Genomic DNA, 23,549 nt, shown 5'->3' with positions numbered 1-23,549 from the left:
TTCAAAATTATAGTTCTATGGTTCGCGCTCATGTTTATATTTCTGGAAAAGTGCAGGGAGTCGGTTATCGACTTTCCACCCAAAGTGAAGCGGTGAAATTAGGCATTAAAGGCTGGGTGAGAAATGTCTTTGATGGCAGTGTGGAAGCGGTTTTTGAAGGGGAACCAAAAGCAGTGGATCAAATGATTCAATGGTGTCATCAGGGACCACCCGCAGCGGTGGTTAGAGATGTTCAGGTGGAGTATGAAACCCCAGAAGGGTTTTCTCAGTTTCAAGTAGCAGCTTGACGAATCATCTCGGCTATTTGTCCCGCGCTATCTTTTACGGCGAGGGTTTTCGCACTCTCTCGCATTTTATTCAGGGTTTCGGGAGAGGCTAGCCATTGTCTAACGGTTTTTTTCAGCAGTTCGGGGGTTAAGTCTGCTTGGCGATAGCACACCGCTGCACCTGCATCGACAAAGGTTTGGGCGTTGTAGGCTTGATGATCTTCGGCTGCGTAGGGATAGGGAATGAGAAGCGACGGGGTTCCCGTAATTGCTAATTCTGTTAATGTCCCTGCACCCGCACGACTAATGGCAAGGGTTGCCCGTTGTAAGAGTCCTGCCATATTATCGTAGAAGGGAAAGGTGTAGTATTGGGGATGTTGAAAACTATTGACCTCGCGATCGCGCTCTCCGGTTAAATGAACAATCACGGCACCCGCATCTAACCACCCCTTAGCACTCTCCCGCACCAGTTGATTCACCGCAACAGCCCCTTGTGACCCACCGAGAACAACAATTAACGGTGCATTTTCTGGAATCGGTAAGTCGAGCGGTTGAGGAGAATGAAAGGCTTTGCGGACTGGCGTACTCACCCAAATGCTGCGCTGACGGGGAAAAAATTGTTCTGCACTGGGAAAGCCTAAAGCAACAGTATGACACCAACTCGCAAACCAACGGGTGACTTTTCCGGGGATGGCGTTTGATTCATGAATAATAACAGGAATGCCCCGAATACGGGCTGCAATAATTGCTGGGGCGGAGATATACCCCCCCGTGGTAAAGACGGCTTTAATCTGGTGTTTTCGCATCAGAGAAAGCACTTTTGTCACCGCAGGGGGAAGCCGAAAAGAAACCCCAATTGTTCCGAGGGCTAAGCGCTTCTTCATCCCTTCAATACTGATCGTTGTCAGGGGATAGCAAGCGGGAACTAGTTTCGTTTCTAAACGATTAGGAACACCCAACCATTGAATATTGTAATCCGTTAATTCTTCGGCAACCGCGAGAGCGGGAAATAAATGTCCGCCCGTACCACTGGCTGCAATTAAAATATTCGGTTTCTTGCTCATGTTTCTAATTCTTCCACCGTTGCACTCCCATCGGCTTTTAACCAAGCAATGCGATTAATTCCCTTTTTTTGAGCATAGTTTCTCATGTTATCCACAGCCCCTTCTGCTAAGGCTAATTCAACTCGTAACGAAGGATCTTCTTTCCGTAATTTTTGGGCGTAATTTAAGGCAGAAACTTGCGCTTTTGTATTTTCAGGAATCACTAACCAATCACTAGCTGGAGTGGTTTCGGGGAGCTTTTTCTGTCGGAGTAAACAAGTTTGTAAGGCTTCTAAATTCAGCGCAAAACCAACCCCAGGGCGGGTTTCCTTTTGGGGATGATAGAGTCCTAACAGTTGGTCGTAACGTCCCCCTTGTCCGATGATACAGGTTTCTCTTTCGGTTTGGGCAACCACTTTAAAAACGATTCCCGTGTAGTAGTCAATGGTTTGTAATAAACTTAAATCTAAGGTGAGGGAAAAAGAGGCGGTTTCCGTTAATAATTCCAGCAGCGATCGCAGCTTCGTGACAATGGTCTTTCCAGTTTCATCTAAATCGAACTGCGAGACTTTTTCTAATACCGTTTCGGGGTTTCCTCTCAAGTCAAATAAGAGTAAGGCTCGTTCTCTTAATTCCTCAGTTAACGGTAACTTTTCTAAACCGACCCGATCTAAATTCGCAATACAATAGCGAACATCGGATCTCACTTGTTCGGGAAAGGGTTCGAGCAGCGATCGCGTTAATCCTGCTTCTCCTAAGACTAAATGCCACTGTTCTATTCCCACCTGTTCCAAACAATCGCGAAGTAATAAAATAATTTCACTGTCGGCGAGAACACCCCTTGCGCCAATGAGTTCGACACCCGCTTGATAGGATTCTACTTGTTCCCCATGATGCCCTTGGGAAGAGCGAAACACATTACCGTTATAAAACAACCGTTGCGGATACGCCGTCCGTTCCATGCGGGTAACAACAGCCCGCGCGATGGAAGCGGTAAACTCTGGACGTAACCCCAAGGGTTCATCGCTTCCATCCTGGAGTTGAATCACTGTTGAGGGTTCAATCGCCCCCCCTGCGGTAAGCATCTCCACCCATTCGAGGGTAGAAGTAATAATTTGTTGATATCCCCACTGGGAAAATACTGCTTCCAGGTTTTGCGAAAGCCATCGCTTTTGGGTTACTTCTACAGGAAGCCAGTCTCTTGCACCAGCAGGAGCTTGATGAAGCATAAATGTTGAGGTCATTGCGCCAACTTAAACCGAGTCCTTTCTCAGTTAATCATAAGTTGGGGCGAGTTCAAACCATCTTTAACCACGATTGAAAAAATTAGTGCGTTGCTGTTTCTTTTTCGTGATGAAAGTATATTAAGCTGCGGGAGTCAAAATGAAAGTTCATCATCTGGATTCCTTGCTGAAAGCAGGTTATACTGTTTTTTGTTTCTCCTCAATTGTTAAGAAAATTATTTTTGGCAACACTTCCCATTATGGTACTACCTTATCAAAACAGGATCAGGAAGTCAAGGGATAATTAAAAACAAAAAAATGCCTGATTGAGGAGTTTCTTAAGCGCGATCGCGCGAGTCATAATTTTTGTTTTTTGATGACTTTCCAAATCAGCAATAATCATCAACCAATAACATCCATCGACTGACATGACGTACCTGAATAAACTAAGAAACGCCATACAATCTTTTTTTTCCCAAGCCGATCCCCCAATGAGAAATCCCACTTGGGAAGATCTTCCCGAGGGAGTCATCAGTGAACTAGAAAAGTTGATGAGTGAGTTACCTCATCCCTCCTCTTATTTAACGGTACTGAAAAAAGAAGTTAGATCGGCTTTAAAAGCATGGAAAGCCAAGGAAGCAGCGAATCATTTAGTCATTTTAGGATCACCCGTTAGCCCCTTAACTGAATTGATAGTCGCGAGTTTATCCCAACAACCATTCCCAGAATTGGAAGTTGTCTATCCCTTTTCTGATTACAACTTTCGTCACGACTCTTATCCCAAGAAACAACATTTAAAAATGGCGATTGAAGGAAGCATACAGAAGAGTGAATCAATAGTTTTTCAGAGCTTATGTCAATCCCATCTTAAAATGATTGTCATTCCTGATTTAGAACAGTATTTTTTACGATGTATTAGTGGCTGGGAAGGAATGATTTGGTTACGAGAAAAGATTGTTCAGACTGATGATTGCTTTTGGTTGTTAGGATGTAATAACTGGTCTTGGATCTTTTTAGATTATGTCTGTCAACTTAATGCTTATCTAGAAACGACCCAAAATCTTCCTAAGTTAAGTAGCGATGAACTCCAGCAATGGTTACAACCGATGGTTGAAAGTTTTATTCCTGAGGAGACAACCAATCCCTCCTCTTTCTTTTGGGAAACCTTAGGCTCTTTATCAAGGGGAGAAAGTGAAATTGCAAAGCAATTATGGTTACAATCTATTCAGATGTCCTTTGACCAAGACCTAACCGAAAATGCAGAGGAAAGACCCCGTTTAAAGTTGATCACTCCTCGTTTACCCAACCTACCAAGTTTATCAGCCGATGATCGGTATCTCTTACATTCTTTATTACTTCATGGGAAAATTACGCGCTCATCTCTTGCACTCAGTTTAGGAGTGAAGGAAGAGAAGATTCAAGGAAGAATTCAACTGTTATTGCGAGATGATTTAATTCAGCAGCGAAACGGTTTATTAAGTGTCACTCCTCTCCACTATCCGAAAATCAAACAGGAATTGAGCCAAAATAACTTTTTAATTGGAGAAGATGAATGATCGTGGAATGGATTCCTTTTGCTCTCATTGCTCAGTCAGTGAGCAATCAGAAATTATCAGAAGATTTATTCACTGATGTGACATGGGGAAAAGTTCTGACAACCGTCTTCACCCTTTTCCTTAGTTATGGGTTATTAGTGTCAATTCAGTTTATAACGACATGGGCATCAGAACAAGTTCCTCGACGGTATCGGCTACTAATTAAGCAATCGGTTCCCTTCTGGAAAGGATTAGTCTTAATTATTACAGTCAGTTATTTAGTGAATTTATTTTTAAACTTGTCTGGACAGAACTTACTCGCCTTAACGGGAACGATCGCGCTTACTTTAGGCTTTGCTTTCAAAGATTATACAACAGCCATTATTGCGGGAATTGTCGCTTTATTTGAAGCCCCTTATCGCGTGGGCGATCGCGTTAAGATTGGAGAAGAGTATGGAGAAGTGACTGACTTTGGTTTAAGAGGGATTCGGATTCAAACGCCCGATGATAATCTGATTACAATCCCCCATAGTAAGATTCTCACAGAAGCGATTTCTAATAGCAATAGCGGACAACTGGAAGCGCAAGTGGTTACAGATTTTTATTGCGACCATAATGTTGATTTAGAGGTAGTCATTAATCTTCTTTATCAAGCAGCTTATAGTAGCAAGTACACGCAACTGAAATTACCGATTACAGTTGTCGTCTCGGAAGCGTTATGGGGAACTCACTTCAAATTAAAATCTTATCCCATGGATGCCAGAGACGAATTTATTTATCAAACTGATTTAATCCGTCGCAGTAAGCAAGCGTTCAAAGAAAAAGGGATTAAATATCCGTCTGGGCTATCTCCAATTGACACAATAGAATGAATCATGAATAATGACCTCATTGTTTGTGTTATAAACAGATAACAATGAAAAATAAAGTGGGTTTAGCCTTAGGAAGTGGTGGTGCGAGAGGTTGGGCACATATTGGTGCAATTCGCGCCTTGGAATCCGCAGGAATTGAGATTGATTATCTTGCAGGAACGAGTATTGGAGCGTTTGTTGGTGGAATTTATGCAGTGAACCAACTCCAAGAATTAGAAGCCTTTGTTAAAGAAATCGACTGGAAGATTATTGTTTCTTTGTTAGATGTCGAGTTTCCGACGCGAGGGTTGTTGGATGGCGATAAAATTTATGAGTTAATTTATAGTCATGTTCTCGATTGTCATTTAGAAGACACGAAGATTCCGTTTCACTGCGTCGCCACTGATTTATTAACCCAAAAAGCAGTAATTTTAAAAACAGGATTGATGGTGGATGCGGTGCGAGCGAGTATTTCGATTCCAGGTGTTTTTACCCCTTTCAATAAAGACGAAACGTATTTAGTCGATGGTGGAGTAATTAATCCAGTTCCCGTGGATGTTGTACGGGAAATGGGAAGTGATATTGTCATTGCAATTAACTTAAATCATCCCCATCCTATTCCCGATTCAGAAAACCCTGAATTTGAAGCAATAGAAGCAGAAGTTGAGGCCAAAAATCAAGAACTCCTGTCTGAGATTAAAACGTCTGAAGAAGAAGAGACAGAAAACAATGCACAAAACCAAGAGCATAGACTAGAGTTTTTAAACAATCTCAAGTTGCGTTATGAAGCAGCCCAAGAAACCTTAGCCGACAAGGTTAATAATTGGCTTCCTGATCAAAGGGAAAGTGAAACTAAAGTTCCTAATATCTTTGATGTCATTGGCAGTGCGATTAATATTATGGAACAGCAAGTGACACAAATTAATTTACAGGTACATCAACCTGATATTTTATTACAACCTCGCTTGTCTCAATACGGTATTTTTGATTTTCATGAAGCAGACGCTTTGATGAAAGAAGGTTACCGATGTGTTCAAGAAATGTTACCAGAGATTAAAGAAAAATTACAGTAAGAGATAGGGGGTAAATCAAGAACAAATATGCAACTTTTAGACTATCTCATTATTACTCTTTACTTGCTGACAATTGTCATTTTTGGCTTTATTTTACAACGGAAAGCCTCCCAAGGAATTGATGCCTATTTCTTAGGAAATCGCCGTTTACCCTGGTGGGCGTTAGGGGCTTCGGGGATGGCTTCTAATACCGATATTGCGGGAACAATGATTATTACCGCTTTGATTTACGCGATCGGAATTAAAGGCTTTTTCATTGAAATTCGAGGCGGAATTGTCTTGATTATGGCATTTTTTATGATCTTCATGGGCAAGTGGACAAGACGCGCCCAAGTGATGACTTTAGCGGAATGGATGCGGTTAAGATTTGGCGAAGGAAGAGAAGGAAATATTGCTCGTTTAATTAGCGCGATCGCGAATTTAATTATTTCGATTTGGATCATTAGTTATTTCGCGGTTGGGGGAGGAAAGTTTTTTGGTCAACTGTTAGGAATTGATGATCGTTTGGCTGCCATTTTAATGATTACGTTAGCCATGATTTACACCGCAGCCAGTGGCTTTTATGGTGTCATTTGGACAGATGTTTTTCAAGGAGTTTTAATCTTTATTGCCATTATCTATGTTTGCGGTTTAACATTATCCACAGTTACCCTTCCTGAAACCTTTTCCATTTCTGTTCCCTTGAGTAGTGATGAGTTTCAAACCATTGCGATGAATCTCACCGATTGGAGTAACTTTCTTCCCCCACCTAACCTCGATTTACCTGGACAATATTCAGCATTTAATCTCTTTGGTGTGACTTTATTTTTCTATCTCCTCAAAACAGGAATTGAAGGATTTAGTGGGGCAGGTGGCTATATGAGTCAACGTTATTTTGCAGCCAGCAGCGATCGCGCAGCAGGTTTATTATCTCTATTTTGGATACTTTTACTGGCTTTCCGTTGGCCCCTTGTCACTGCATTTGCCATTCTCGGGATTCATTATGGACTGACTAACACTGTCATTGCCGATCCAGAATTAGTTTTACCCACCGTGATCGACACATATATTCCAGTAGGAATTAAAGGTTTATTAGTTGCTTGTTTTATTGCTGCTGCTATGTCCACTTTCGATTCTATTATTAACTCTAGCGCAGCCTATTGGGTCAAAGATATCTATCAAGCCTATCTTAATCCTAGTGCCAATAACGAACAACTGATTCTGCAAAGTCGTCTGGCTTCTATCGCTGTGGTTTTAATTGGATTATTGTTTAGTTTTCCTGTTGTGAATATTAATGATATTTGGGGGTGGATCACCTTAGGCTTTGGCTCAGGTTTATTTATTCCTTTACTTCTAAGATGGTACTGGTGGCGCTTTAATGGTTATGGCTTTGCGGTAGGAATGATCGCAGGAATGGTAACAGCAATTATGACGAAACTCAGTGGTATTTCTTTTCCCGAATATGCCAATTTCTTAATTCCTGCCAGTGCATCTTTCCTCGGTTGTATGATTGGGACTCTCGCCACTCCTCCTACTCCAGAAAAAGTGCTAGATCACTTTTATCAAGTCACACAACCGTTTGGTTTCTGGAAGCCCATGCGAGATAAACTTTCTTTCCCTCAACAAGCAAAAATTCAGCAAGAAAATCAACGAGATCTCATTGCCATTTGTATCGCAGTTCCTTGGCAACTGGTATTATTCTTAACGGGCATGATATTAGTGACCAAGCAGTGGGAAGAATTGGGTTTATTATTACTAGTGTTAATTTTACTTTCGATCGCGCTGTATTTTACTTGGTTCCGCCATTTAGGAAAAACTGTGAAGCTCCCAGAGGAAAAATGAATGATAACGAAGAAATTGTCTTAGAAGCCAAGCAAGTGAGTTTAAGTGATCATCTTGGCTTTACGGAGATATTAAAGGATATTTCTGTACAAATTAGGAAGCGCGATCGCGCAGTCATTTTAGGAAAATCAGGGTCGGGTAAAACCTCATTCTTACGCCTTCTGAATCGTTTAAGTGAACCGACAACGGGCAGCCTTTATTTTCATAATACACCTTACGATCAGATTCCTGTTCTGTCTCTGCGCCAACAAATTGTTTTAGTTCCCCAAGAACCCAAATTATTAGGAGTGACTGTCCAAGAAGCCCTCGCGTATCCCTTAATCTTACAACAACTCTCACCAACCGAAATTAATCATCGCATCGCCACTTATTGTGAACAATTACAAATTCCAGAAAGTTGGCTGGATAAAGGAGAATTAGAACTTTCCTTAGGACAACGCCAATTAGTGACGATTGCGCGGGGCTTAGTCATGCAGCCAGAAGTTTTATTATTAGATGAACCAACCTCTGCTTTAGATTTTGGCATAGCAACCAAAGTCATGGCGTTTCTCAAGACCCAAGAAATGACGATTTTAATGGTTAATCATCAACTTGATATTGCCGAACAATGCAGCGATCGCGTTCTTTTCTTTCAAGAAGGGAGACTCGCGAAGAACCTATCAAACGATCCTCTAAATTGGCAACAACTGAAGCAAGAAATTATCTAGCTATATCAATCTTGATGCGCCCCTGGGGGATGATGATAAAGAGAATGCGGTTTTTCCAGTCCGTTACTTTCCATCAAGGTTTGATTCGCCATCACTCGTCGCGGGTCGCCATCAGCAATAATTTGTCCTTCATTAAGAAGTAAAACGCGATCGCAGACTTCTAAAATTAATTCTAAGTCGTGGGAAGAAATAATAATGGTCTGATCAGAAATTTCCAGAAAATCAATCAAACGTCGTCGTGCTGATAAATCTAAATTAGCACTGGGTTCATCATATAGAATGAGTTGGGGGTGCATCGCTAAAACCGTGGCAATGGCAACCATACATTTTTGTCCTCCTGATAAGTGATGGGGGACGCGCTGGGCGAGAGGATAAGTGCGAGTAATGGTTAAGGCTTCTTCGACCCGTTGTTTGATTTCTGAGGGAGACAGTTGTAAGTTTTCTGGACCGAAAGCAACATCTTCCCAAACGGTGGGACAAAAGAGTTGATCATCTGGATTTTGGAAGACTAAACCAATATTAGGATTAAAGTCTCCCGCTTGAATGGGGTCACCAAAAACAAAAATTTCTCCTGCTGTTGGCTTTAAAATCCCGCAAGTGGATAAAAACAGTGTCGTTTTCCCTGCGCCATTGGGACCAATCAATCCCACTCTTTCCCCTGCTTTAATTGTGAAGTTGAGACAATCTAAAACACTGGGTTGGTCGGGATAGGAGAATTCTAGATCATGAATGGCGAGGGCCCTTTCCTCTGAAGTGCGGAGACGAGGGAATTGAGTCAGTTGTTTCATAAAAATTTAAGATAAGAGTTCTGCAATAATCAAGCTCAGCGCGATCGCGCAAGTAAACCAAAACCAAAACTGCATAGAGGGAGTCGCTTCTTTTAACGCCACCCGTAAACCCGTCGGTTGACGAGATAACCCATAGCGATACCCGCGCAAAATCATCGCGTGATACACCTGTTGCGACTGTTCATAACTCCGCACCAGTAAACTTCCCATCAAAGAGGCTAAACGGCTGGTATTGCGTCGGCTAAAATGATGGGAGTCAAATCCACGGAGTTTCATCGCTCGCTGCATCGTGGTTAAAGTATCGCCAAAAGATTCTAAATAGCGATAAGACAATAACGTCATATCCACAATGACAGTGGGTAACCCCAGTGATCGCATTGCTTTGATACTGGTTAAAAATGGCGCAGTTCCGAATAAAATTAAGCTAATCGTAAGAATACAGACAAAACGAGTCACAATCAGCACGACGGACAATAAGCCCTCTTGTCGAAGCGCGATCGCGCCCCATTCCCAAAGCACTGTTTCTCCTGATACTAACGGTAAAACCAACACGACGACAGCAATAAAGATGCCTGGATACTGAAGTCGCGATAAAAGAAAGCGCAGAGGAAGCTGAGATAAGCCAAATAAGATAACAGTAATTAAAAGCATTACGGGGAGTAACGCCAAGGTTTCGATAAAAGCAAAGGCAAAAATTAACCCGCCTAAAGCGATTAACTTTAACTGTTGATTCCAGTGATGAAGGGGGGAATCCAAGTGAGCATACTGATCAAGCGCAAGTTTCATTACCAATCCAAACACATTACTTTCTAGACTAATCCAAGTGAATCACTTGGGCAGTTAACTGCAACAATTAGATCTTTCTATGTCTTTTTTCTCCATATAGCTTTTCAAAATGTAACATCTCTTCATATAATGAGGAGTGTAGTCATAAGTATTTATTCTTATCCATAATGATCGAGTTTCAAATCCCTTGGCTGAGTGCCATTATCCTCTTCCCTCTTCTCGCTGCCAGTGTGATTCCTTTTCTTCCCAATGAAAACGGAAAGACTCTACGCTGGTTCACCTTAAGCGCGAGCTTGATCACTCTTATTCTTACTGTATATGCCTTCGGGACTCACTTTAATCTCGATAACAGTCAATTTCAACTGCAAGAAAGTTATCCTTGGTTGCCTCAACTGGGCTTAAACTGGTCTTTAGCGGTTGATGGTCTATCCATGCCATTAATTGTTCTTTCTGGTTTAATCACCACCCTTTCTGTAGTTGCTGCTTGGAATGTTACCTATAAATCAAAACTATTTTACGCTCTTATCCTTGTTCTCTATAGTGCCCAAGTTGGTGTCTTTGCTGCCCAAGACTTACTTTTATTCTTCTTAATGTGGGAACTGGAATTAGTGCCAGTTTATCTGTTGATTTCCATTTGGGGTGGCAAAAATCGCGGTTACGCAGCCACTAAATTTATTCTCTACACTGCTGCGGGTTCAATTTTTATCCTTGTTGCAGGTTTAGGTTTAGCCTTCTACGGCAATAACGTTACCTTTGACATGATGGAACTGGGAATGAAAAACGTTCCCTTTGCCTTAGAAATGCTCGCTTATGTAGGCTTTTTAATTGCCTTTGGTGTGAAGCTGCCAATTTTCCCGCTACATACTTGGCTTCCTGACGCACACAGTGAAGCATCTGCACCGATTTCGATGATTTTAGCGGGTGTTTTACTGAAAATGGGCGGTTATGGGCTGATTCGGATGAATGTGGAAATGCTGCCCAATGCCCACGTTTATTTTGCCCCTGTGTTAGCGGTTTTAGGTGTGGTCAATATTGTTTACGGTGCATTAACGGCTTTCAGTCAAACCAACCTCAAGCGTCGTCTGGCTTACTCTTCTATTTCCCACATGGGCTTTGTCTTACTCGGAATCGCCTCTTATACGGAATTGGGGTTAAACGGTGCTGTCTTACAGATGGTCTCTCACGGTTTAATTGCTGCTGCAATGTTCTTCCTGTCTGGTGCGACTTACGAACGCACTCACACCCTTGTGATGGAAAAAATGGGGGGTATGGGACAACAAATGCCTAAAATCTTTGCCCTCTTCACGGCTGCAGCAATGGCTTCTTTAGCCCTGCCTGGTATGAGTGGATTTGTCAGTGAGTTAACCGTCTTTCTCGGTATCGCCACCAGTGATGCTTACAGCAGCATTTTCAAAACAGCAATGGTCTTTCTCGCTGCGGTGGGTTTAATTCTCACTCCGATTTATCTCCTTTCCATGTTGCGTCAAGTCTTCTACGGTGCGTCTAACTCAGAAATTGTCATTGAGAAATATCTCGGTGATGCTAAACCTCGGGAAATCTTCATTACTGCTTGCTTACTGCTTCCCATTATTGGTATTGGTTTATATCCTAAGTTAGCAACGAGTACCTATGATGTAAAAACAGTGGAAGTTGCTCTTAAAGCACGGGAAGCGGTAACCCCTGTGATTGCAGAACGAGGAAACACCTTCCGCGCCAGTCTCAACCCTTTCTATTCTCCTGGGTTTGTTGCACCGCGTCTTCCCCAAAGCGGTTCGCAAGCCATGTTAGATCAATAAGATTAGCAAATCTGAACTAAATTAGAGGTTTGAATAGGGGCGATCGCGCGATCGCCCCTCAATTGATTTTTGGGAAATCACAGCGTTCTTGTTAGAATCGAAAACGCAAATTCTAGTAGCTTTGAATGGTATGGAAGTTAGGTTTCGTGAGTTTAACCCGTTTGATATTTGGATTTGGCTTGAATTTGATTCAGTTCCCTCCATTACCGAACGTCAATATGTGGAAGAATTGTTCAATTCTTGGTTTTATTTAGGGAAATTAGGGGGATTTAATGCTGAAAATTTTCAAGTGATGGAAACTGGAATTGACCTCAGTTATATGGAATATGATCATGATCATGCTAGCAATTCTTTGTTATCGGTCATGCACAATATGGGTGAGTTTGAATATAAAGAAACTTGGGGACGCTGTTGGTTTGATTTAGGAACAAGCGATCCCGTTGCGTTGGATGTTTTGATTAATTCGTTAAGACAATTAAGTCAAGATTTTCTCAATGTTAAACAGGTAATTATTGGTGGCGAAAATGCGGATTGGAAGATTAGCGAAAAAAGTCAAGAACGGTTTTATAGCGTTTCCTAGTTGGTTGAGGTACGTAATGCGAGTCGGTGGATGTTCATGGTTCATGGTTCATGGTTCGTGGTTCATTGATTAACAACCAACAAATAACAAAGAACAAAGAACCAAAATTTAGAATGTACCTCATGAGATTGGGAAGTGCTATATCAAAATTAATTATTCATGAAAAAGTGGGCTTCCCAAGATTGGACTTGAGCTTGCGCTTCTGCGGTTCCCTCGTTAGGAAAGAGAGTCAGAAACTCCTTATCGGTTTGGGGAACATAAGGACCCTCTTTCAGTTCAAATAAAGCGGTATTGGCTTCTAACGCCACCAGTGTATGAAACGTCCCTTCTGCAATTTCAAGACCATAATTGTGATCTTCGGAGCTAAGTCTCTCACTTTCAATCACTTTTCCCGACTGATCAAAAAGTAAAATCCCCACCTTTCCTTGTAGCACGAGAAAAAACTCAAAGCCATTGCTATCTTCTGGACGAAGATGGCGATGTGGACGGACATAAGTTCCTGGCTGCATAATATTAATGAAGCGTTGGACTTGCTCCGAGAGTTGATGAAAATTGTGATTTTTCCGCAAGCGCTGACTATTTGCTGCTGCATTCGCTACGGTATCAATTAGAGTTTGATTAAGCAGTTTAAGATTTGTCATTCGTCATTGGTCATTAGTTTTACAATTAAATTATGTCAGATTTTCAACTAGAGTCTTCTTATCAACCGACAGGAGATCAGCCCCGCGCGATCGCGCAATTAACCGAATCTCTACAAAACAATAATCCCTTTCAAACGCTTCTTGGTGCAACAGGAACCGGAAAAACATACAGCGTTGCTCATGTCATTGAAAAAATTGGAAAACCGACATTAGTCTTAGCTCATAATAAAACCTTAGCAGCGCAATTGTGCAACGAATTACGAGAATTTTTCCCGAATAATGCAGTAGAATATTTCATCAGTTATTACGACTATTATCAACCAGAAGCCTATATTCCTGTTTCCGATACCTATATCGAAAAAACGGCTTCCATTAATGATGAAATTGATATGTTACGACATTCTGCAACCCGCTCATTATTTGAACGGCGAGATGTGATTGTGGTTGCTTCTATTAGTTGTATTTATGGCTTAGGAATGCCTAGTGAATATCTGAAAGCAGCGATTCCCTTACGGTTAGGAGAAGAAGTTAATCAGCGTCAACTTTTAAGAGATTTAGTTTCAGTTCAATATGAGCGCAATGATACAGAATTGCAACGAGGAAGATTTCGCTTAAAAGGGGATGTTTTAGAAATTGTTCCTGCGTATGAAGATCGCATTGTTCGGGTCGAATTTTTTGGGGATGAAATTGATGCGCTGCGGTATGTTGATCCCACAACGGGAGAAGTCTTAACCAGCTTAAAGGGACTAAACTTATATCCCGCCCGTCACTTTGTTACGCCAGATGAACAGTTAGAAGCAGCTTGTGAAAATATTGAATTAGAATTAAAACAACGCTTAGAAGAACTCGAAACCGAAGGAAAACTATTAGAAGCCCAACGCTTAGAACAGCGAACAAAATATGATTTAGAACTGTTACGAGAAGTGGGGTATTGTAATGGGGTAGAAAATTATTCGCGTCATTTAGCAGGAAGAAACGCGGGAGATCCACCAGAATGTTTAGTGGATTATTTTCCCGATGATTGGCTATTAGTTGTTGATGAATCTCACGTAACAGTTCCGCAATTGAGAGGAATGTATAACGGCGATCAATCGCGGAAAAAAGTCTTAGTGGAACATGGTTTTCGCCTTCCCAGTGCTGCGGATAATCGCCCGTTAAAAGCGGAAGAATTTTGGCAAAAAGTGAATCAATGTATTTTTGTTTCTGCTACCCCTGGGAATTGGGAAATTGAACAATCAGAGGGGAATGTCATTGAACAAATTATTCGTCCGACAGGAGTGCTTGATCCAGAAATTTTTGTTCGCCCCACTGAAGGACAGATTGATGATTTATTAGGGGAAATTAAAGCCCGTGCGGAAAAAAATCAGCGAGTTTTAGTAACAACATTAACCAAACGGATGGCGGAAGATTTAACAGAATATTGTGAAGAAAGAGAGATTCGCGTTCGTTATTTACACTCTGAAATTCATTCCATTGAACGCATCGAAATTTTACAAGATTTACGACAAGGAAAGTTTGATGTTTTAATTGGCGTGAACTTATTGCGGGAAGGATTAGATTTACCTGAAGTTTCTTTAGTGGCGATTTTAGATGCAGATAAAGAAGGCTTTTTACGCTCTGGACGATCTTTAGTACAAACCATTGGACGGGCTGCGCGTCATGTGGAAGGACAAGCGATTTTATATGCTGACCATCTAACGGATAGCATGGATTACGCGATTCAAGAAACGGAAAGACGGCGGAAAATGCAAATAGAATATAACGAAAAACATGGCATTACCCCGCAACCGATTGTGAAAAAACAAAATAATTCTATTCTGGCGTTTCTTGATATTTCTCGCCGTTTAAACGCGCAACAGTTAGAAATGGTGTATGAACAAGCAGATGATTTACCGTTAGATAAAATTCCGCAACTGGTGGAACAACTGGAAGCAGAAATGAAAGAAGCTGCGGAAAATTTAGAGTTTGAAAAAGCTGCTAATTTGCGCGATCGCGTGAAAAAATTACGAGAAAAGTTACTCCGCAATTAATCCCCTAATTTAATTCTCGGATCAACTTGTTGTAACACCAAATCCGCCAGTAAATTACCGACAATTAGCATTAAGGCCCCCATCATTAAACTTGCCATCACCAGATATAAATCTTGGGCTAAAACGGCTTGCAAAATTAGTCGTCCTAACCCTGGCCAATTAAAGAAAAATTCAGCAATAAATGCCCCACTGAGTAAGTTTGCAAATTCAAATCCTAATAAAGTAATTAGCGGATTCACTGCATTTCGTAAAGCGTGAACATAAATGACTCGATTTTCTGGTAAACCCTTGGCGCGGGCGGTTTGCACGTAATCTTGACGTAAAACATCCAATAATTCCCCCCTTGTAATCCGTTGTAATCCAGCAAAGCCTGTAATACTTAAGGCAATGGTCGGTAAAATTAAATGCCAACCGATGTCTAAAATTTTCCCTGCTAAGGAAAAGCTACTGTGGTTAATACTGGTCATTCCGCCAACAGGAAAAAGTGGGGAAGTGGCTTGGGCAATATAAAGTAGAAAAAGGGCAGTAATGAGACTGGGAAAGCCTTGTCCAAGGTAACTCATCACTCGTAACGCGCGATCGAGCGGACGATTTTGCCGAACTGCGCCAATAATTCCGAGAGGAATAGCAATCAGCCACGTGAAGAAAATTGAGCCAATTGTAAGCAGTAAAGTAGCAGGAATTCGTTCTAAAATTAATTCGGATACAGGACGTGAATAAACAAAGCTCGTGCCAAAATCAAAGCGGGTGATAATACCGCCTAACCAATACCAATACTGAAGAAAAACTGGTTTATCTAAACCAAAGCGTTGTTCCAAATCAGCAATGGTTTCTGGTGAAATTTGGGGATTTTGGCGTAAGGTATCCAGATAGTCACCTGGGGCAAATTGAATAATGGTAAAACTTAGAATAGAAGCGAGAAATAAAGTAAGGAGGGCTTGCAGCGATCGTTTATAAATATATTGTGCTGTATTATTGGTCAGCAGCGATCGCGCTTTAGAAAAAATATTTAAGGGAGAGAAAGAAACTGTTTCAGTCATTGTATTGTATGTTAATGGTATATGCTTTAAATCTAAAATTGAGAAATAAGTTTATCATAATCCCCATGAGAACCAATCCAAAACCAAATCATCGTTTCCCTTGTTTAACGCCAACTGCTCGCCAATTTAAACCAATTCGTACTGAATAAATATCTTGATAGCGATGAATTCGCTTAAATTTTAAACTTGGATGACGTGGATTTTGTTTCCACAGTGCGTAGGCTTTCTTAGCTGAGCGTTTAATCGGTTCTGGAAGTTCTCGAAAAGACTTCCGAAAACCTTCAGTTACTTGAGAGTTCATTGTTCAAGTTCACTGTCGAGAGAATGAGTTTTTTTGGCTTGATACTCACTCAATGCTTCCTTTGCTAGGATTGCTAATTGATCTTGTGATTGGTCAAATTGTTCTTGCCAATATTGCTCATCTGCAATTTCTGCTAAGATAATATCCGCGATTGCATTTTGTTCGGATTCTGATAATTGATTTACTTTAGAGATGGCTTCTTCAAGTCGTTTTGTTGTCATTTTTGGCTTTACTAGAATTACTTTAATTTGAAGTCAACTGATCAGATCAAAAAGATAATGCGCTAACTGTAGCTTACTGCATAAGGGAATTGACTGTTCTTGTCCCGCTTTCCCCAGAATAATGCACTGATTGTCATCGCTGCCAAACCCGCCTTCCGTGCGATCAATGGGATTAGCGACAATATAATCTAAGTTTTTCCGCGCCATTTTTTCCCGCGCAGGCTTGACAAAATCTCCTGTTTGTGCTGCAAATCCGACTAAGGTTTGTTGCGGTTGTTTTTCCTTCCCGAGAGTTGCTGCGATATCGCGAACACTGGTTAAGGGTAAACAGTTGGGGATCTCTTTTTTCGGGAGTTTCTTTGTGGAATAATGAGCAGGCTTCACATCTGCCACCGCAGCCGAAAGCATTGTATAATCCGCAGTGGGGAAATGAGCAAGCATCGCTTCATACATCTCATCCGCACTGATAACAGAAATTAAACGGAAACGTGGAGAAGGAATCAGGGGAATTTCTGTATGGCCTCCATGAACTAAAGTCACAGTTGCACCTCGATCTATAGCAGCCTGCGCGATCGCGCTCCCCATTTTTCCCGTCGCAGGATTGCCAATAAATCGGACTGGATCAAGATACTCTTGTGTCCCCCCACCATTAATCAAAATATGTTTTCCGAGAAAATCTCGTTTGCCTTCGGTGTAAAGTAAAGATTGAACACTGCGTAGGAGTTGATCGGGTTCTGTCATCCGTCCTTTTCCCGCGCGATCGCAGGCGAGTAAACCACCCGTTGGCTCTAAAACATGATAGCGCTGGTCTTGCTGTAATAGTTCCCAATTCCGTTGTACTGAAGGTTGTTCCCACATATCGGTATTCATCGCAGGAGCAACTAAAATCGGACAGCCAGAGGCGAGAACCGTATTTGTGAGTAAATTATCAGCGAACCCATAGGCCAGTTTTCCTAAAGTATTCGCCGTTAAAGGAGCAATCAAAAACAAATCTGCCCATTCTCCCAACTCAATATGTAAGGGACGAGCAGAATTTTGCCAAAACTCAAGATCAGTATAAGCGTGATGGCGACTGAGCGTGCTCACCGTCAAAGGTGTAATAAATTGTTGTGCAGCCTCTGTAAGAATGACTTGCACTGAGACACCCGTCTGATAGAGACGAGAAATTAACTGACAGACCTTATAAGCTGCAATTCCACCACCAATACCAATCAGGACATTCTTACCAGTGGTCATTTCAACTAGGCTTCATCAAACGTTTCCACATCAAGGAGATAGCGATAAGGTTCGACTAATTCCCAATTGTGAAATGAAATCGCCCGTAGTAAATGCCAATCTTGTAACGCCTCAAAAGGATTATTGTAGTCATCCTTTTCTAAACGTTCGGCTAATTGGTTGACCTCATCTGGTGTTAACGCTTGAATTTCTTGCTGGGACAGACTTAGCGTAGCCATGACAGCCTCCTTTCACAACCCCTTCAGACATCATCCTAACCCATGACATAGAAAAGCAAAATAATTATTTACTGAAATTATTACAATGACAGAATACTTTAGACTCACAACGAGAGAACTGGGTAATCGAAAGTATAGCACTTCCCAATCTCATGAGGTACATTCTAAATTTTGGTTCTTTGTTCTTTGTTCTTCGTTCTTTGTTATTTCTTGGTTGTTAATCAATGAACCACGAACTATGAACCATGAACATCCACCGACTCGCATTACGTACCTCAACCAACTAGGAAACGCCATATCACCGATGAAACCTTATTTGTTTTCCAAGAACTATCTATTATCAGTAGATACTGCTAAAATTTGGGTCAATTCACCTTAATCATTTATTAACGATTAATTATGAAACCAACAACGAAAAAACCATTGACCCTTTCTCTAGCAGCACTAACCCTTTCCACAGGGCTGTTAACCACTGCTTGTCAAACAGAACCCACGAATGAAAGCCCTGACAATACAACCACTGAAGAACCAACTTCAGGAGGAACTGATTCACCAGAAACACTGAAACTAGGGAGTTTATTTCCCACCACTGGTGACCTTTCCTCCATTGGTCAGAATATGCCCAAAGCGGTTAATCTTGCGGTAGAAACTATTAACGCTTGTGGGGGGGTGAATGGACAACCCGTAGAACTGGTGCAAGAAGATACCCAAACCGATCCTAACGCTGGGGCTGCTGCCATGTCGAAACTGGCGGAAGTGGATCAAGTGGCTGGTGTTGTTGGGGCGTTTGCCAGTAGTGTTTCTGGAGCGACCATTGATATTGCTGTTAGAAATGAAGTGATGCAGATTTCATCAGGAAGCACCAGTCCCGTATTTACCGAGCGTGCAGAAGCAGGGGACTTTGAAGGCTACTGGGCGCGAACTGCTCCCCCTGATACTTATCAAGCGCAAGCCCTGGCGAAACTTGCCAGCGATCGCGGTTTTGAACGGGTTTCGACAGTTGTGATTAACAATGATTATGGGGTTGGTTTTGAACAAGAGTTTGTCAAAGCATTTAAGGGACTCGGTGGAACGGTGATCAACGAAGATGATCCAGTTCGTTACGATCCCAAAGCAACCACCTTTGATAGTGAAGCATCCGCAGTCTTTGGCAATGATCCTGATGCAGTTTTAGGGGTTCTCTATGCAGAAACAGGAAGTTTACTCATGCGCTCTGCTTATCAACAAGGCTTAAGTGAAGGGGTAACCGAACTGCTCACTGACGGCGTTTACTCTCCAGAATTTGTTAGTGATGTGGGTAAAACCCCTGATGGACAATCCGTGATTTCAGGTGCGTTGGGAACAGTTCCAGGTGCGAGTGGGGTTGCTTTAGACAATCTAACTGAGAAATGGGAATCCGAAGTTGGCGGAGAAGTCACCGCATTTGTTCCTCACAGTTGGGATGCTGCAGTGATTATGATGCTCGCTGCCGAAAAAGCAGGTGCAAATACGGGAACAGCGATTAAAAACAACTATCGTGACATTAGCAACTCCCCAGGAACAGAAGTCTCTGATCCTTGTGAAGCGATGGAGTTAATCCGTAATGGAGAAGAAATCAACTATCAAGGCGCAAGCGGTGACATCCAGTTTGATGAAAATGGCGATACCGTTGGCAGTTATGATGTCTGGACAGTCGAGCAAGAAGGAGATCTAGAAGTGATTGATCAAGTTCAACCTGTAACAGAATAATGAATAACAAGATCTTGACCAACGGTCATCCGCAGGCTTCGTCGTCTCACGGCGGAGTACGGATGACTAAGGCAGGGCTGTTCGGTGATGTTATACCACTTTTAACCAAGAAGGACTCCATTGTTGGGTGGGCATTGCCCACCCTACGACTATTGCTTGATCCAGGTCGGATTACCTTATCTGGTAAAGACGGAAATAATGCTAAACCTGATCAAGAAAAGGAAGTTCAAGAAGCAATCAAAGCTATAAACTACCCTAACCCGCTTCGCGCTCGGTTAGGGTTTTCAGTAGCCCTGGAAATTCTACAGGATAGAACTTCCGAGCCTCCAGGCTGGTTTATAGAGCAGCCCCATTTCTTAATCATTAAAGCACCATTTAAGTCGGCATCGCCAATCCAACCACAAAACTGATTAGAACACTTGAAATTTTTGTTGGTTCTAATTCCTATGTGGTTACAACAGTGGCAAGTTTGGCTGGTATAGGCAGGAGGAACTGCTACTACCTTAATTCCTTCTTTAATTCCCTTGTATTCCAAGAACGTTCTTAACTGATAGAAAGCCCAATTGTTAGACCGTCTTCTTTCCGTCTTGTTTCTGGGTTTCTGGTTAGTTCGCTCCCGAATGCCCGTTAAATCTTCAATTGCCACCGTTGAGTTGGTCTGCTTTGCCTCCTCAATGATTTGCTTTGAGATATTGTGGTTTAACCATTTTTGATATCTCTTCTCGCGTCCCGATAACCGTTTCAAGACTTCTCGACATCTGCGTCGAGACGACCTTGTGCCTCCGGCATAAACGCCTGGGGAAACCCCAGGCGACGCGGACTTGCCTTGGGATGCTTTCTTCTGAAGAGATGCTCTTACTCGACTAAACCTATCTCGTTTTTGTTGAATGTTCTTCCCGTCCCAGCCTTGATTGGTTGAGGTTTTAGCAATTTCCCTTCTCCCAAAATCGACCCCAATCACATTAGATGTCTTTTGAGGGGTAGGGGGAATATTTTTAAGCTGAATGTGGACATACCACTGATCGTCTTTATGCTTGCAGATTTGAGCCGAAGTCGGTTTCTGTCCCGTTAACTTTCCGCGATGGTAGTTGCTAGCTCTTAAAGGGAGTCTTAACCGCTTTCCAAGGGTAGTTACGCTAACAGTCCAATCTTTTTCTCGAAAGGAGAACGTTCGACCATCACAATCAAAGCTAGTAGGCTTAAACCCTTTCACTTTTCTACCTTTTGCCTTGGCGGTTGATCGGTTAGCCCCTACTCTGGCGCAAGCACGGACAATATGATTTGCCTTTAATCCAAACCTTTCTTTAACGTCGCTGTAGCAAACAGCTTGGATGGAGTTCCTATTCGTTAAGCGATGGTTGACGTTTTCATTAATCCAAGAGCAAGCATTAGCAAAAGCCTGAGCAGTCTCTTCAAGTTGATCCGCTTGCTCAGGTTCTACATTCAGCTTTACTACTAGGGTTAACGTCTGTTCCATCGTCTTCAAAAGTTCACCATTGTGATTATAACATATCTAGGTTTTGTTTAGCTTCGGGGCATCGAACCCCTCGCGCTTTCGCACTATCCCAAGGGGCTGTGGGGCGAATTCACTTCGCCCCCTTGAAAGCCCCGCTCTACGACCCGCTTCGCGCGGCTTGTCGTAGCCTCACGTGCTTTCGGTGAAACAACAAGCAGGAGATGAAGAATGACGAATCTGCAATATCAAATGGTTATTATGTGGTCAGATGAAGATGATTGTTATTTAGTCCATTTGCCTGACCAACGGTCATCCGCAGGCTCCGTCGTCTCACGGCGGAGTACGGATGACTTTCCAGAACAAACCGATCGCAGTCATGGTAATAGTTATGAGGAAGCAGCTAAGAATGGTGAGGAAGTGCTAAAACTTCTGCTGGAAGAAGATGATTTAACATTACCTAATACTGGTTCAACTGGTTCTCGCGATCACGCTTTCCCCAAATAAAACCACACTTCTTCTTCAGTCAGTCCAGCGTTCTTCATAATACTTTTCAAAGTTCCTCTGGCTCACTCGCAACATCCAGCCAGCCTTGAACTGCATCCTGTAACATTTCTAGGAGATGTTCATAACTCTCTCCCCAAGTATGGCAGTACCTAACTAACTTCTGCCAATTTCAATATCCTGAACGCGCACGGGAACGCAGCCGTGAGTCATTTGTGCAATTTGAATCGGTTCCCCTTTGCCACAGATATTGGTTCCACATTGTTCCCACTCATCAGCACCCCCCAAAGCATCCACTTTTTGCCAAAAGTCAGTGGTCATGGAATGATAGGTTAAATCTTTCACCATGCCCGCAATTTTGCCGTCTTTCACGCGCCAGAAAGCATCTCCGCCAAACTGAAAGTTGCGCCGTTGTTGATCAATGGAAAAACTTCCGACACCATCAATGAGAATGCCATCTTTGGTATCAGCGATCATTGCTTCTAAACTGGCGGTGTGGCTTCCCCCTGCTTCTCCTGGTTCTAAGCCTAAGTTGGGAATGCGAACCATGGGAACACTTGACCAACTATCGGCAAAGGAACTCCCGTTGCTGGTAGCACGTCCGAGACGATGAGCGGTTTCGCGATCGCTGAGATAATCCACTAATACGCCATCTTTGACCACATACCAAGATTGGGCTTTCACTCCTTCATCGTCATAACCCACGGTGCTGCGTCCACCCGCTTGTGTGCGATCGGCTTTAAAGTTAACCCAAGGGGCTGCATAACGCAGTGCTCCCAGTTTATCGGTTGTGGCAAAACTGGTTCCGGCGAAGTTGGCTTCATACCCGAAGACGCGATCTAATTCTGTGGGGTGTCCTACGGATTCGTGAATGGTGAGATAGAGGTTACTGGGTTTGAGGATTAGGGTTGCGCGATCGCGCGTCGGTGCAGGTTCAGCATGGACTTTTTCAATCGCTTCTTCCGCCACTCGCTGGACTTGTGCAAATAGATCCTCGGGATTAATATGTTCATAGCCGATGTTCAAAGGTGGACGTTCATAGCTGCGAGTTTGTGCGTCTCCTTGCGCGATCGCCATACAACCGAAACCGGGATGAGAGCGATAAATCGTTTGTTGAATCTGCGATCCTTCTGTGGAAGCAAAGGTTTTGTCTTCTTGGGAAAAACGAAGGAAGGAGAAGGCTTTTTTCACACCTCGGTTTTCATATCCCAATAATTGCTCATTGAGAGAAAGCAGTAAGTTTGCTTTATCCGTGAGGGGAATCTCAAACGGGTTAATCTGGATGGGAGTGATGTACGTATCCTGATAGGCTTCCACAGGCGCTAACCGCACCGGTTGCTGTTGGGTGAGATGGGTTCCCTTTGCAATTTCAACGGCTAAATTAATGGTACGAGTGAGGGCTGCTGGTGTTTTTTCATGACTGGCTGCAAAGCCCCAAGCCCCATTTAAGAGGACGCGAATGCCATAACCAGAGCTAATATTATCAGCAAGGGTAGTCAAGCTGCGATCGCGCGCCATTAGAGTTTGCGTGCGATACCGACCAAGCCGAATTTCTCCATATTCACAGCCCGTTTGACGGAGTTGTTGGATCGCAAGATTTGCCAGATCAGTGGTGGAATAACTGGTTTCAGTTTGCAGCATCATCACAAAATAGTCTCGTTTTTTCAATTGTACAAGGACTACATTGTCGGGTGGGCAATGCCCACCC

24 protein-coding genes are annotated in these 23,549 nt (G+C 42.6%); 11 read left to right on the top strand and 13 right to left on the bottom strand.

The features are described 5' to 3' along the window. Positions 1–17: 17 nt before the first annotated feature. A complete protein-coding gene (locus PCC7418_RS08215) occupies positions 18–287 on the top strand; it encodes an acylphosphatase (RefSeq protein WP_015225709.1) in 270 nt (89 codons plus the stop codon). Here PCC7418_RS08215 and murG read toward each other — a convergent pair. From murG to PCC7418_RS21120, 3 genes are all read right to left on the bottom strand, one after another. Next, the gene (gene murG, locus PCC7418_RS08210; protein ID WP_015225708.1) at positions 272–1,330 is read right to left on the bottom strand and encodes an undecaprenyldiphospho-muramoylpentapeptide beta-N-acetylglucosaminyltransferase; all 1,059 of its coding nucleotides are present in this window, start codon (positions 1,328–1,330) and stop codon (positions 272–274) included. The genes PCC7418_RS08215 and murG overlap by 16 nt on opposite strands. After that, positions 1,327–2,538 (bottom strand): ATP phosphoribosyltransferase regulatory subunit, encoded by a 1,212-nt coding sequence (locus tag PCC7418_RS08205; protein WP_041596207.1) that lies wholly within the window; start codon positions 2,536–2,538, stop codon positions 1,327–1,329. The genes murG and PCC7418_RS08205 overlap by 4 nt, the downstream gene beginning before the upstream one ends. A gap of 298 nt (positions 2,539–2,836) precedes the next feature. Beyond that, entirely contained in the window at positions 2,837–2,962 is a 126-nt protein-coding gene (locus tag PCC7418_RS21120) for a hypothetical protein (protein WP_255348277.1), read from the bottom strand. Between the two features lie 61 nt (positions 2,963–3,023). Between PCC7418_RS21120 and PCC7418_RS08200 the strand changes: the two genes are divergently transcribed. Genes PCC7418_RS08200 through PCC7418_RS08180 form a run of 5 tightly spaced genes read left to right on the top strand, consistent with a single transcriptional unit; the run spans position 3,024 to position 8,519 of the window. Beyond that, positions 3,024–4,088 carry a hypothetical protein gene (locus tag PCC7418_RS08200; RefSeq protein ID WP_216086688.1) on the top strand — a complete coding sequence of 355 codons (1,065 nt, stop codon included), beginning with the start codon at positions 3,024–3,026 and terminating at the stop codon, positions 4,086–4,088. Next, on the top strand, positions 4,085–4,939 hold the full coding sequence (locus PCC7418_RS08195; protein ID WP_015225704.1) for a mechanosensitive ion channel family protein: 855 nt from the start codon (positions 4,085–4,087) through the stop codon (positions 4,937–4,939). Before PCC7418_RS08200 ends, PCC7418_RS08195 begins: the two co-directional genes overlap by 4 nt. Positions 4,940–4,983: 44 nt before the next feature. Next, positions 4,984–5,991: a patatin-like phospholipase family protein gene (locus PCC7418_RS08190; RefSeq protein WP_015225703.1), complete on the top strand. Its 1,008-nt coding sequence runs from the start codon at positions 4,984–4,986 to the stop codon at positions 5,989–5,991. 27 nt (positions 5,992–6,018) lie between these two features. After that, positions 6,019–7,812, top strand: coding sequence for a sodium:solute symporter family transporter (locus PCC7418_RS08185; RefSeq protein ID WP_015225702.1), 1,794 nt, complete (start codon positions 6,019–6,021; stop codon positions 7,810–7,812). Next, the gene (locus tag PCC7418_RS08180) at positions 7,809–8,519 is read left to right on the top strand and encodes an ATP-binding cassette domain-containing protein (RefSeq protein ID WP_015225701.1); all 711 of its coding nucleotides are present in this window, start codon (positions 7,809–7,811) and stop codon (positions 8,517–8,519) included. The genes PCC7418_RS08185 and PCC7418_RS08180 overlap by 4 nt, the downstream gene beginning before the upstream one ends. 5 nt (positions 8,520–8,524) lie before the next feature. On the opposite strand, the gene PCC7418_RS08175 is transcribed toward PCC7418_RS08180, so the two are convergent. Beyond that, positions 8,525–9,307 (bottom strand): energy-coupling factor ABC transporter ATP-binding protein, encoded by a 783-nt coding sequence (locus tag PCC7418_RS08175; protein WP_015225700.1) that lies wholly within the window; start codon positions 9,305–9,307, stop codon positions 8,525–8,527. Positions 9,308–9,313: 6 nt separating this feature from the next. Beyond that, on the bottom strand, positions 9,314–10,093 hold the full coding sequence (gene cbiQ, locus PCC7418_RS08170; protein WP_015225699.1) for a cobalt ECF transporter T component CbiQ: 780 nt from the start codon (positions 10,091–10,093) through the stop codon (positions 9,314–9,316). 167 nt (positions 10,094–10,260) lie between these two features. Here cbiQ and PCC7418_RS08165 point away from each other — a divergent pair, with 167 nt between their 5' ends. Both PCC7418_RS08165 and PCC7418_RS08160 read left to right on the top strand, forming a co-directional pair. Beyond that, on the top strand, positions 10,261–11,889 hold the full coding sequence (locus PCC7418_RS08165) for an NAD(P)H-quinone oxidoreductase subunit 4 (RefSeq protein ID WP_015225698.1): 1,629 nt from the start codon (positions 10,261–10,263) through the stop codon (positions 11,887–11,889). Between the two features lie 130 nt (positions 11,890–12,019). After that, positions 12,020–12,469 (top strand): DUF3531 family protein, encoded by a 450-nt coding sequence (locus tag PCC7418_RS08160; protein ID WP_015225697.1) that lies wholly within the window; start codon positions 12,020–12,022, stop codon positions 12,467–12,469. 149 nt (positions 12,470–12,618) lie between these two features. On the opposite strand, the gene PCC7418_RS08155 is transcribed toward PCC7418_RS08160, so the two are convergent. Beyond that, entirely contained in the window at positions 12,619–13,110 is a 492-nt protein-coding gene (locus PCC7418_RS08155; RefSeq protein ID WP_015225696.1) for a WbuC family cupin fold metalloprotein, read from the bottom strand. A 32-nt stretch (positions 13,111–13,142) separates the two neighbouring features. On the opposite strand from PCC7418_RS08155, the gene uvrB reads away from it, so the two are divergent. Continuing rightward, the gene (gene uvrB, locus PCC7418_RS08150) at positions 13,143–15,140 is read left to right on the top strand and encodes an excinuclease ABC subunit UvrB (RefSeq protein WP_015225695.1); all 1,998 of its coding nucleotides are present in this window, start codon (positions 13,143–13,145) and stop codon (positions 15,138–15,140) included. Here the strand turns inward: uvrB and PCC7418_RS08145 are convergent. The 5 genes from PCC7418_RS08145 to PCC7418_RS08125 form a co-directional block, all read right to left on the bottom strand. Next, a complete protein-coding gene (locus PCC7418_RS08145) occupies positions 15,137–16,180 on the bottom strand; it encodes an ABC transporter permease (protein WP_015225694.1) in 1,044 nt (347 codons plus the stop codon). The genes uvrB and PCC7418_RS08145 overlap by 4 nt on opposite strands. Before the next feature lie 88 nt (positions 16,181–16,268). Next, positions 16,269–16,481 (bottom strand): type II toxin-antitoxin system RelE/ParE family toxin, encoded by a 213-nt coding sequence (locus tag PCC7418_RS08140; RefSeq protein WP_015225693.1) that lies wholly within the window; start codon positions 16,479–16,481, stop codon positions 16,269–16,271. Beyond that, entirely contained in the window at positions 16,478–16,702 is a 225-nt protein-coding gene (locus PCC7418_RS08135; RefSeq protein ID WP_015225692.1) for a hypothetical protein, read from the bottom strand. Before PCC7418_RS08135 ends, PCC7418_RS08140 begins: the two co-directional genes overlap by 4 nt. A 33-nt stretch (positions 16,703–16,735) precedes the next feature. Continuing rightward, on the bottom strand, positions 16,736–17,938 hold the full coding sequence (coaBC, locus tag PCC7418_RS08130) for a bifunctional phosphopantothenoylcysteine decarboxylase/phosphopantothenate--cysteine ligase CoaBC (protein WP_015225691.1): 1,203 nt from the start codon (positions 17,936–17,938) through the stop codon (positions 16,736–16,738). Positions 17,939–17,943: 5 nt separating this feature from the next. Beyond that, complete coding sequence (locus PCC7418_RS08125) at positions 17,944–18,156, bottom strand: DUF2555 domain-containing protein (protein ID WP_015225690.1); 213 nt, start codon at positions 18,154–18,156, stop codon at positions 17,944–17,946. A gap of 399 nt (positions 18,157–18,555) precedes the next feature. Between PCC7418_RS08125 and PCC7418_RS08120 the strand changes: the two genes are divergently transcribed. Further along, positions 18,556–19,884 carry an ABC transporter substrate-binding protein gene (locus PCC7418_RS08120; RefSeq protein ID WP_015225689.1) on the top strand — a complete coding sequence of 443 codons (1,329 nt, stop codon included), beginning with the start codon at positions 18,556–18,558 and terminating at the stop codon, positions 19,882–19,884. A 250-nt stretch (positions 19,885–20,134) separates the two neighbouring features. On the opposite strand, the gene PCC7418_RS08115 is transcribed toward PCC7418_RS08120, so the two are convergent. Continuing rightward, positions 20,135–21,361 carry an RNA-guided endonuclease TnpB family protein gene (locus tag PCC7418_RS08115; RefSeq protein ID WP_015225172.1) on the bottom strand — a complete coding sequence of 409 codons (1,227 nt, stop codon included), beginning with the start codon at positions 21,359–21,361 and terminating at the stop codon, positions 20,135–20,137. A 207-nt stretch (positions 21,362–21,568) separates the two neighbouring features. Here PCC7418_RS08115 and PCC7418_RS08110 point away from each other — a divergent pair, with 207 nt between their 5' ends. Then, positions 21,569–21,844: a type II toxin-antitoxin system HicB family antitoxin gene (locus PCC7418_RS08110; RefSeq protein ID WP_015225688.1), complete on the top strand. Its 276-nt coding sequence runs from the start codon at positions 21,569–21,571 to the stop codon at positions 21,842–21,844. A gap of 153 nt (positions 21,845–21,997) precedes the next feature. Here PCC7418_RS08110 and PCC7418_RS08105 read toward each other — a convergent pair whose 3' ends face one another. Then, a complete protein-coding gene (locus tag PCC7418_RS08105; protein WP_015225687.1) occupies positions 21,998–23,485 on the bottom strand; it encodes a TldD/PmbA family protein in 1,488 nt (495 codons plus the stop codon). Between the last annotated feature and the right edge of the window lie 64 nt (positions 23,486–23,549).

Source organism: Halothece sp. PCC 7418, assembly GCF_000317635.1.
Taxonomy (GTDB): domain Bacteria; phylum Cyanobacteriota; class Cyanobacteriia; order Cyanobacteriales; family Rubidibacteraceae; genus Halothece.
The sequence above is the reverse complement of the archived record's forward strand: the minus strand, read 5'-3'. Positions and strand labels throughout refer to the sequence as shown.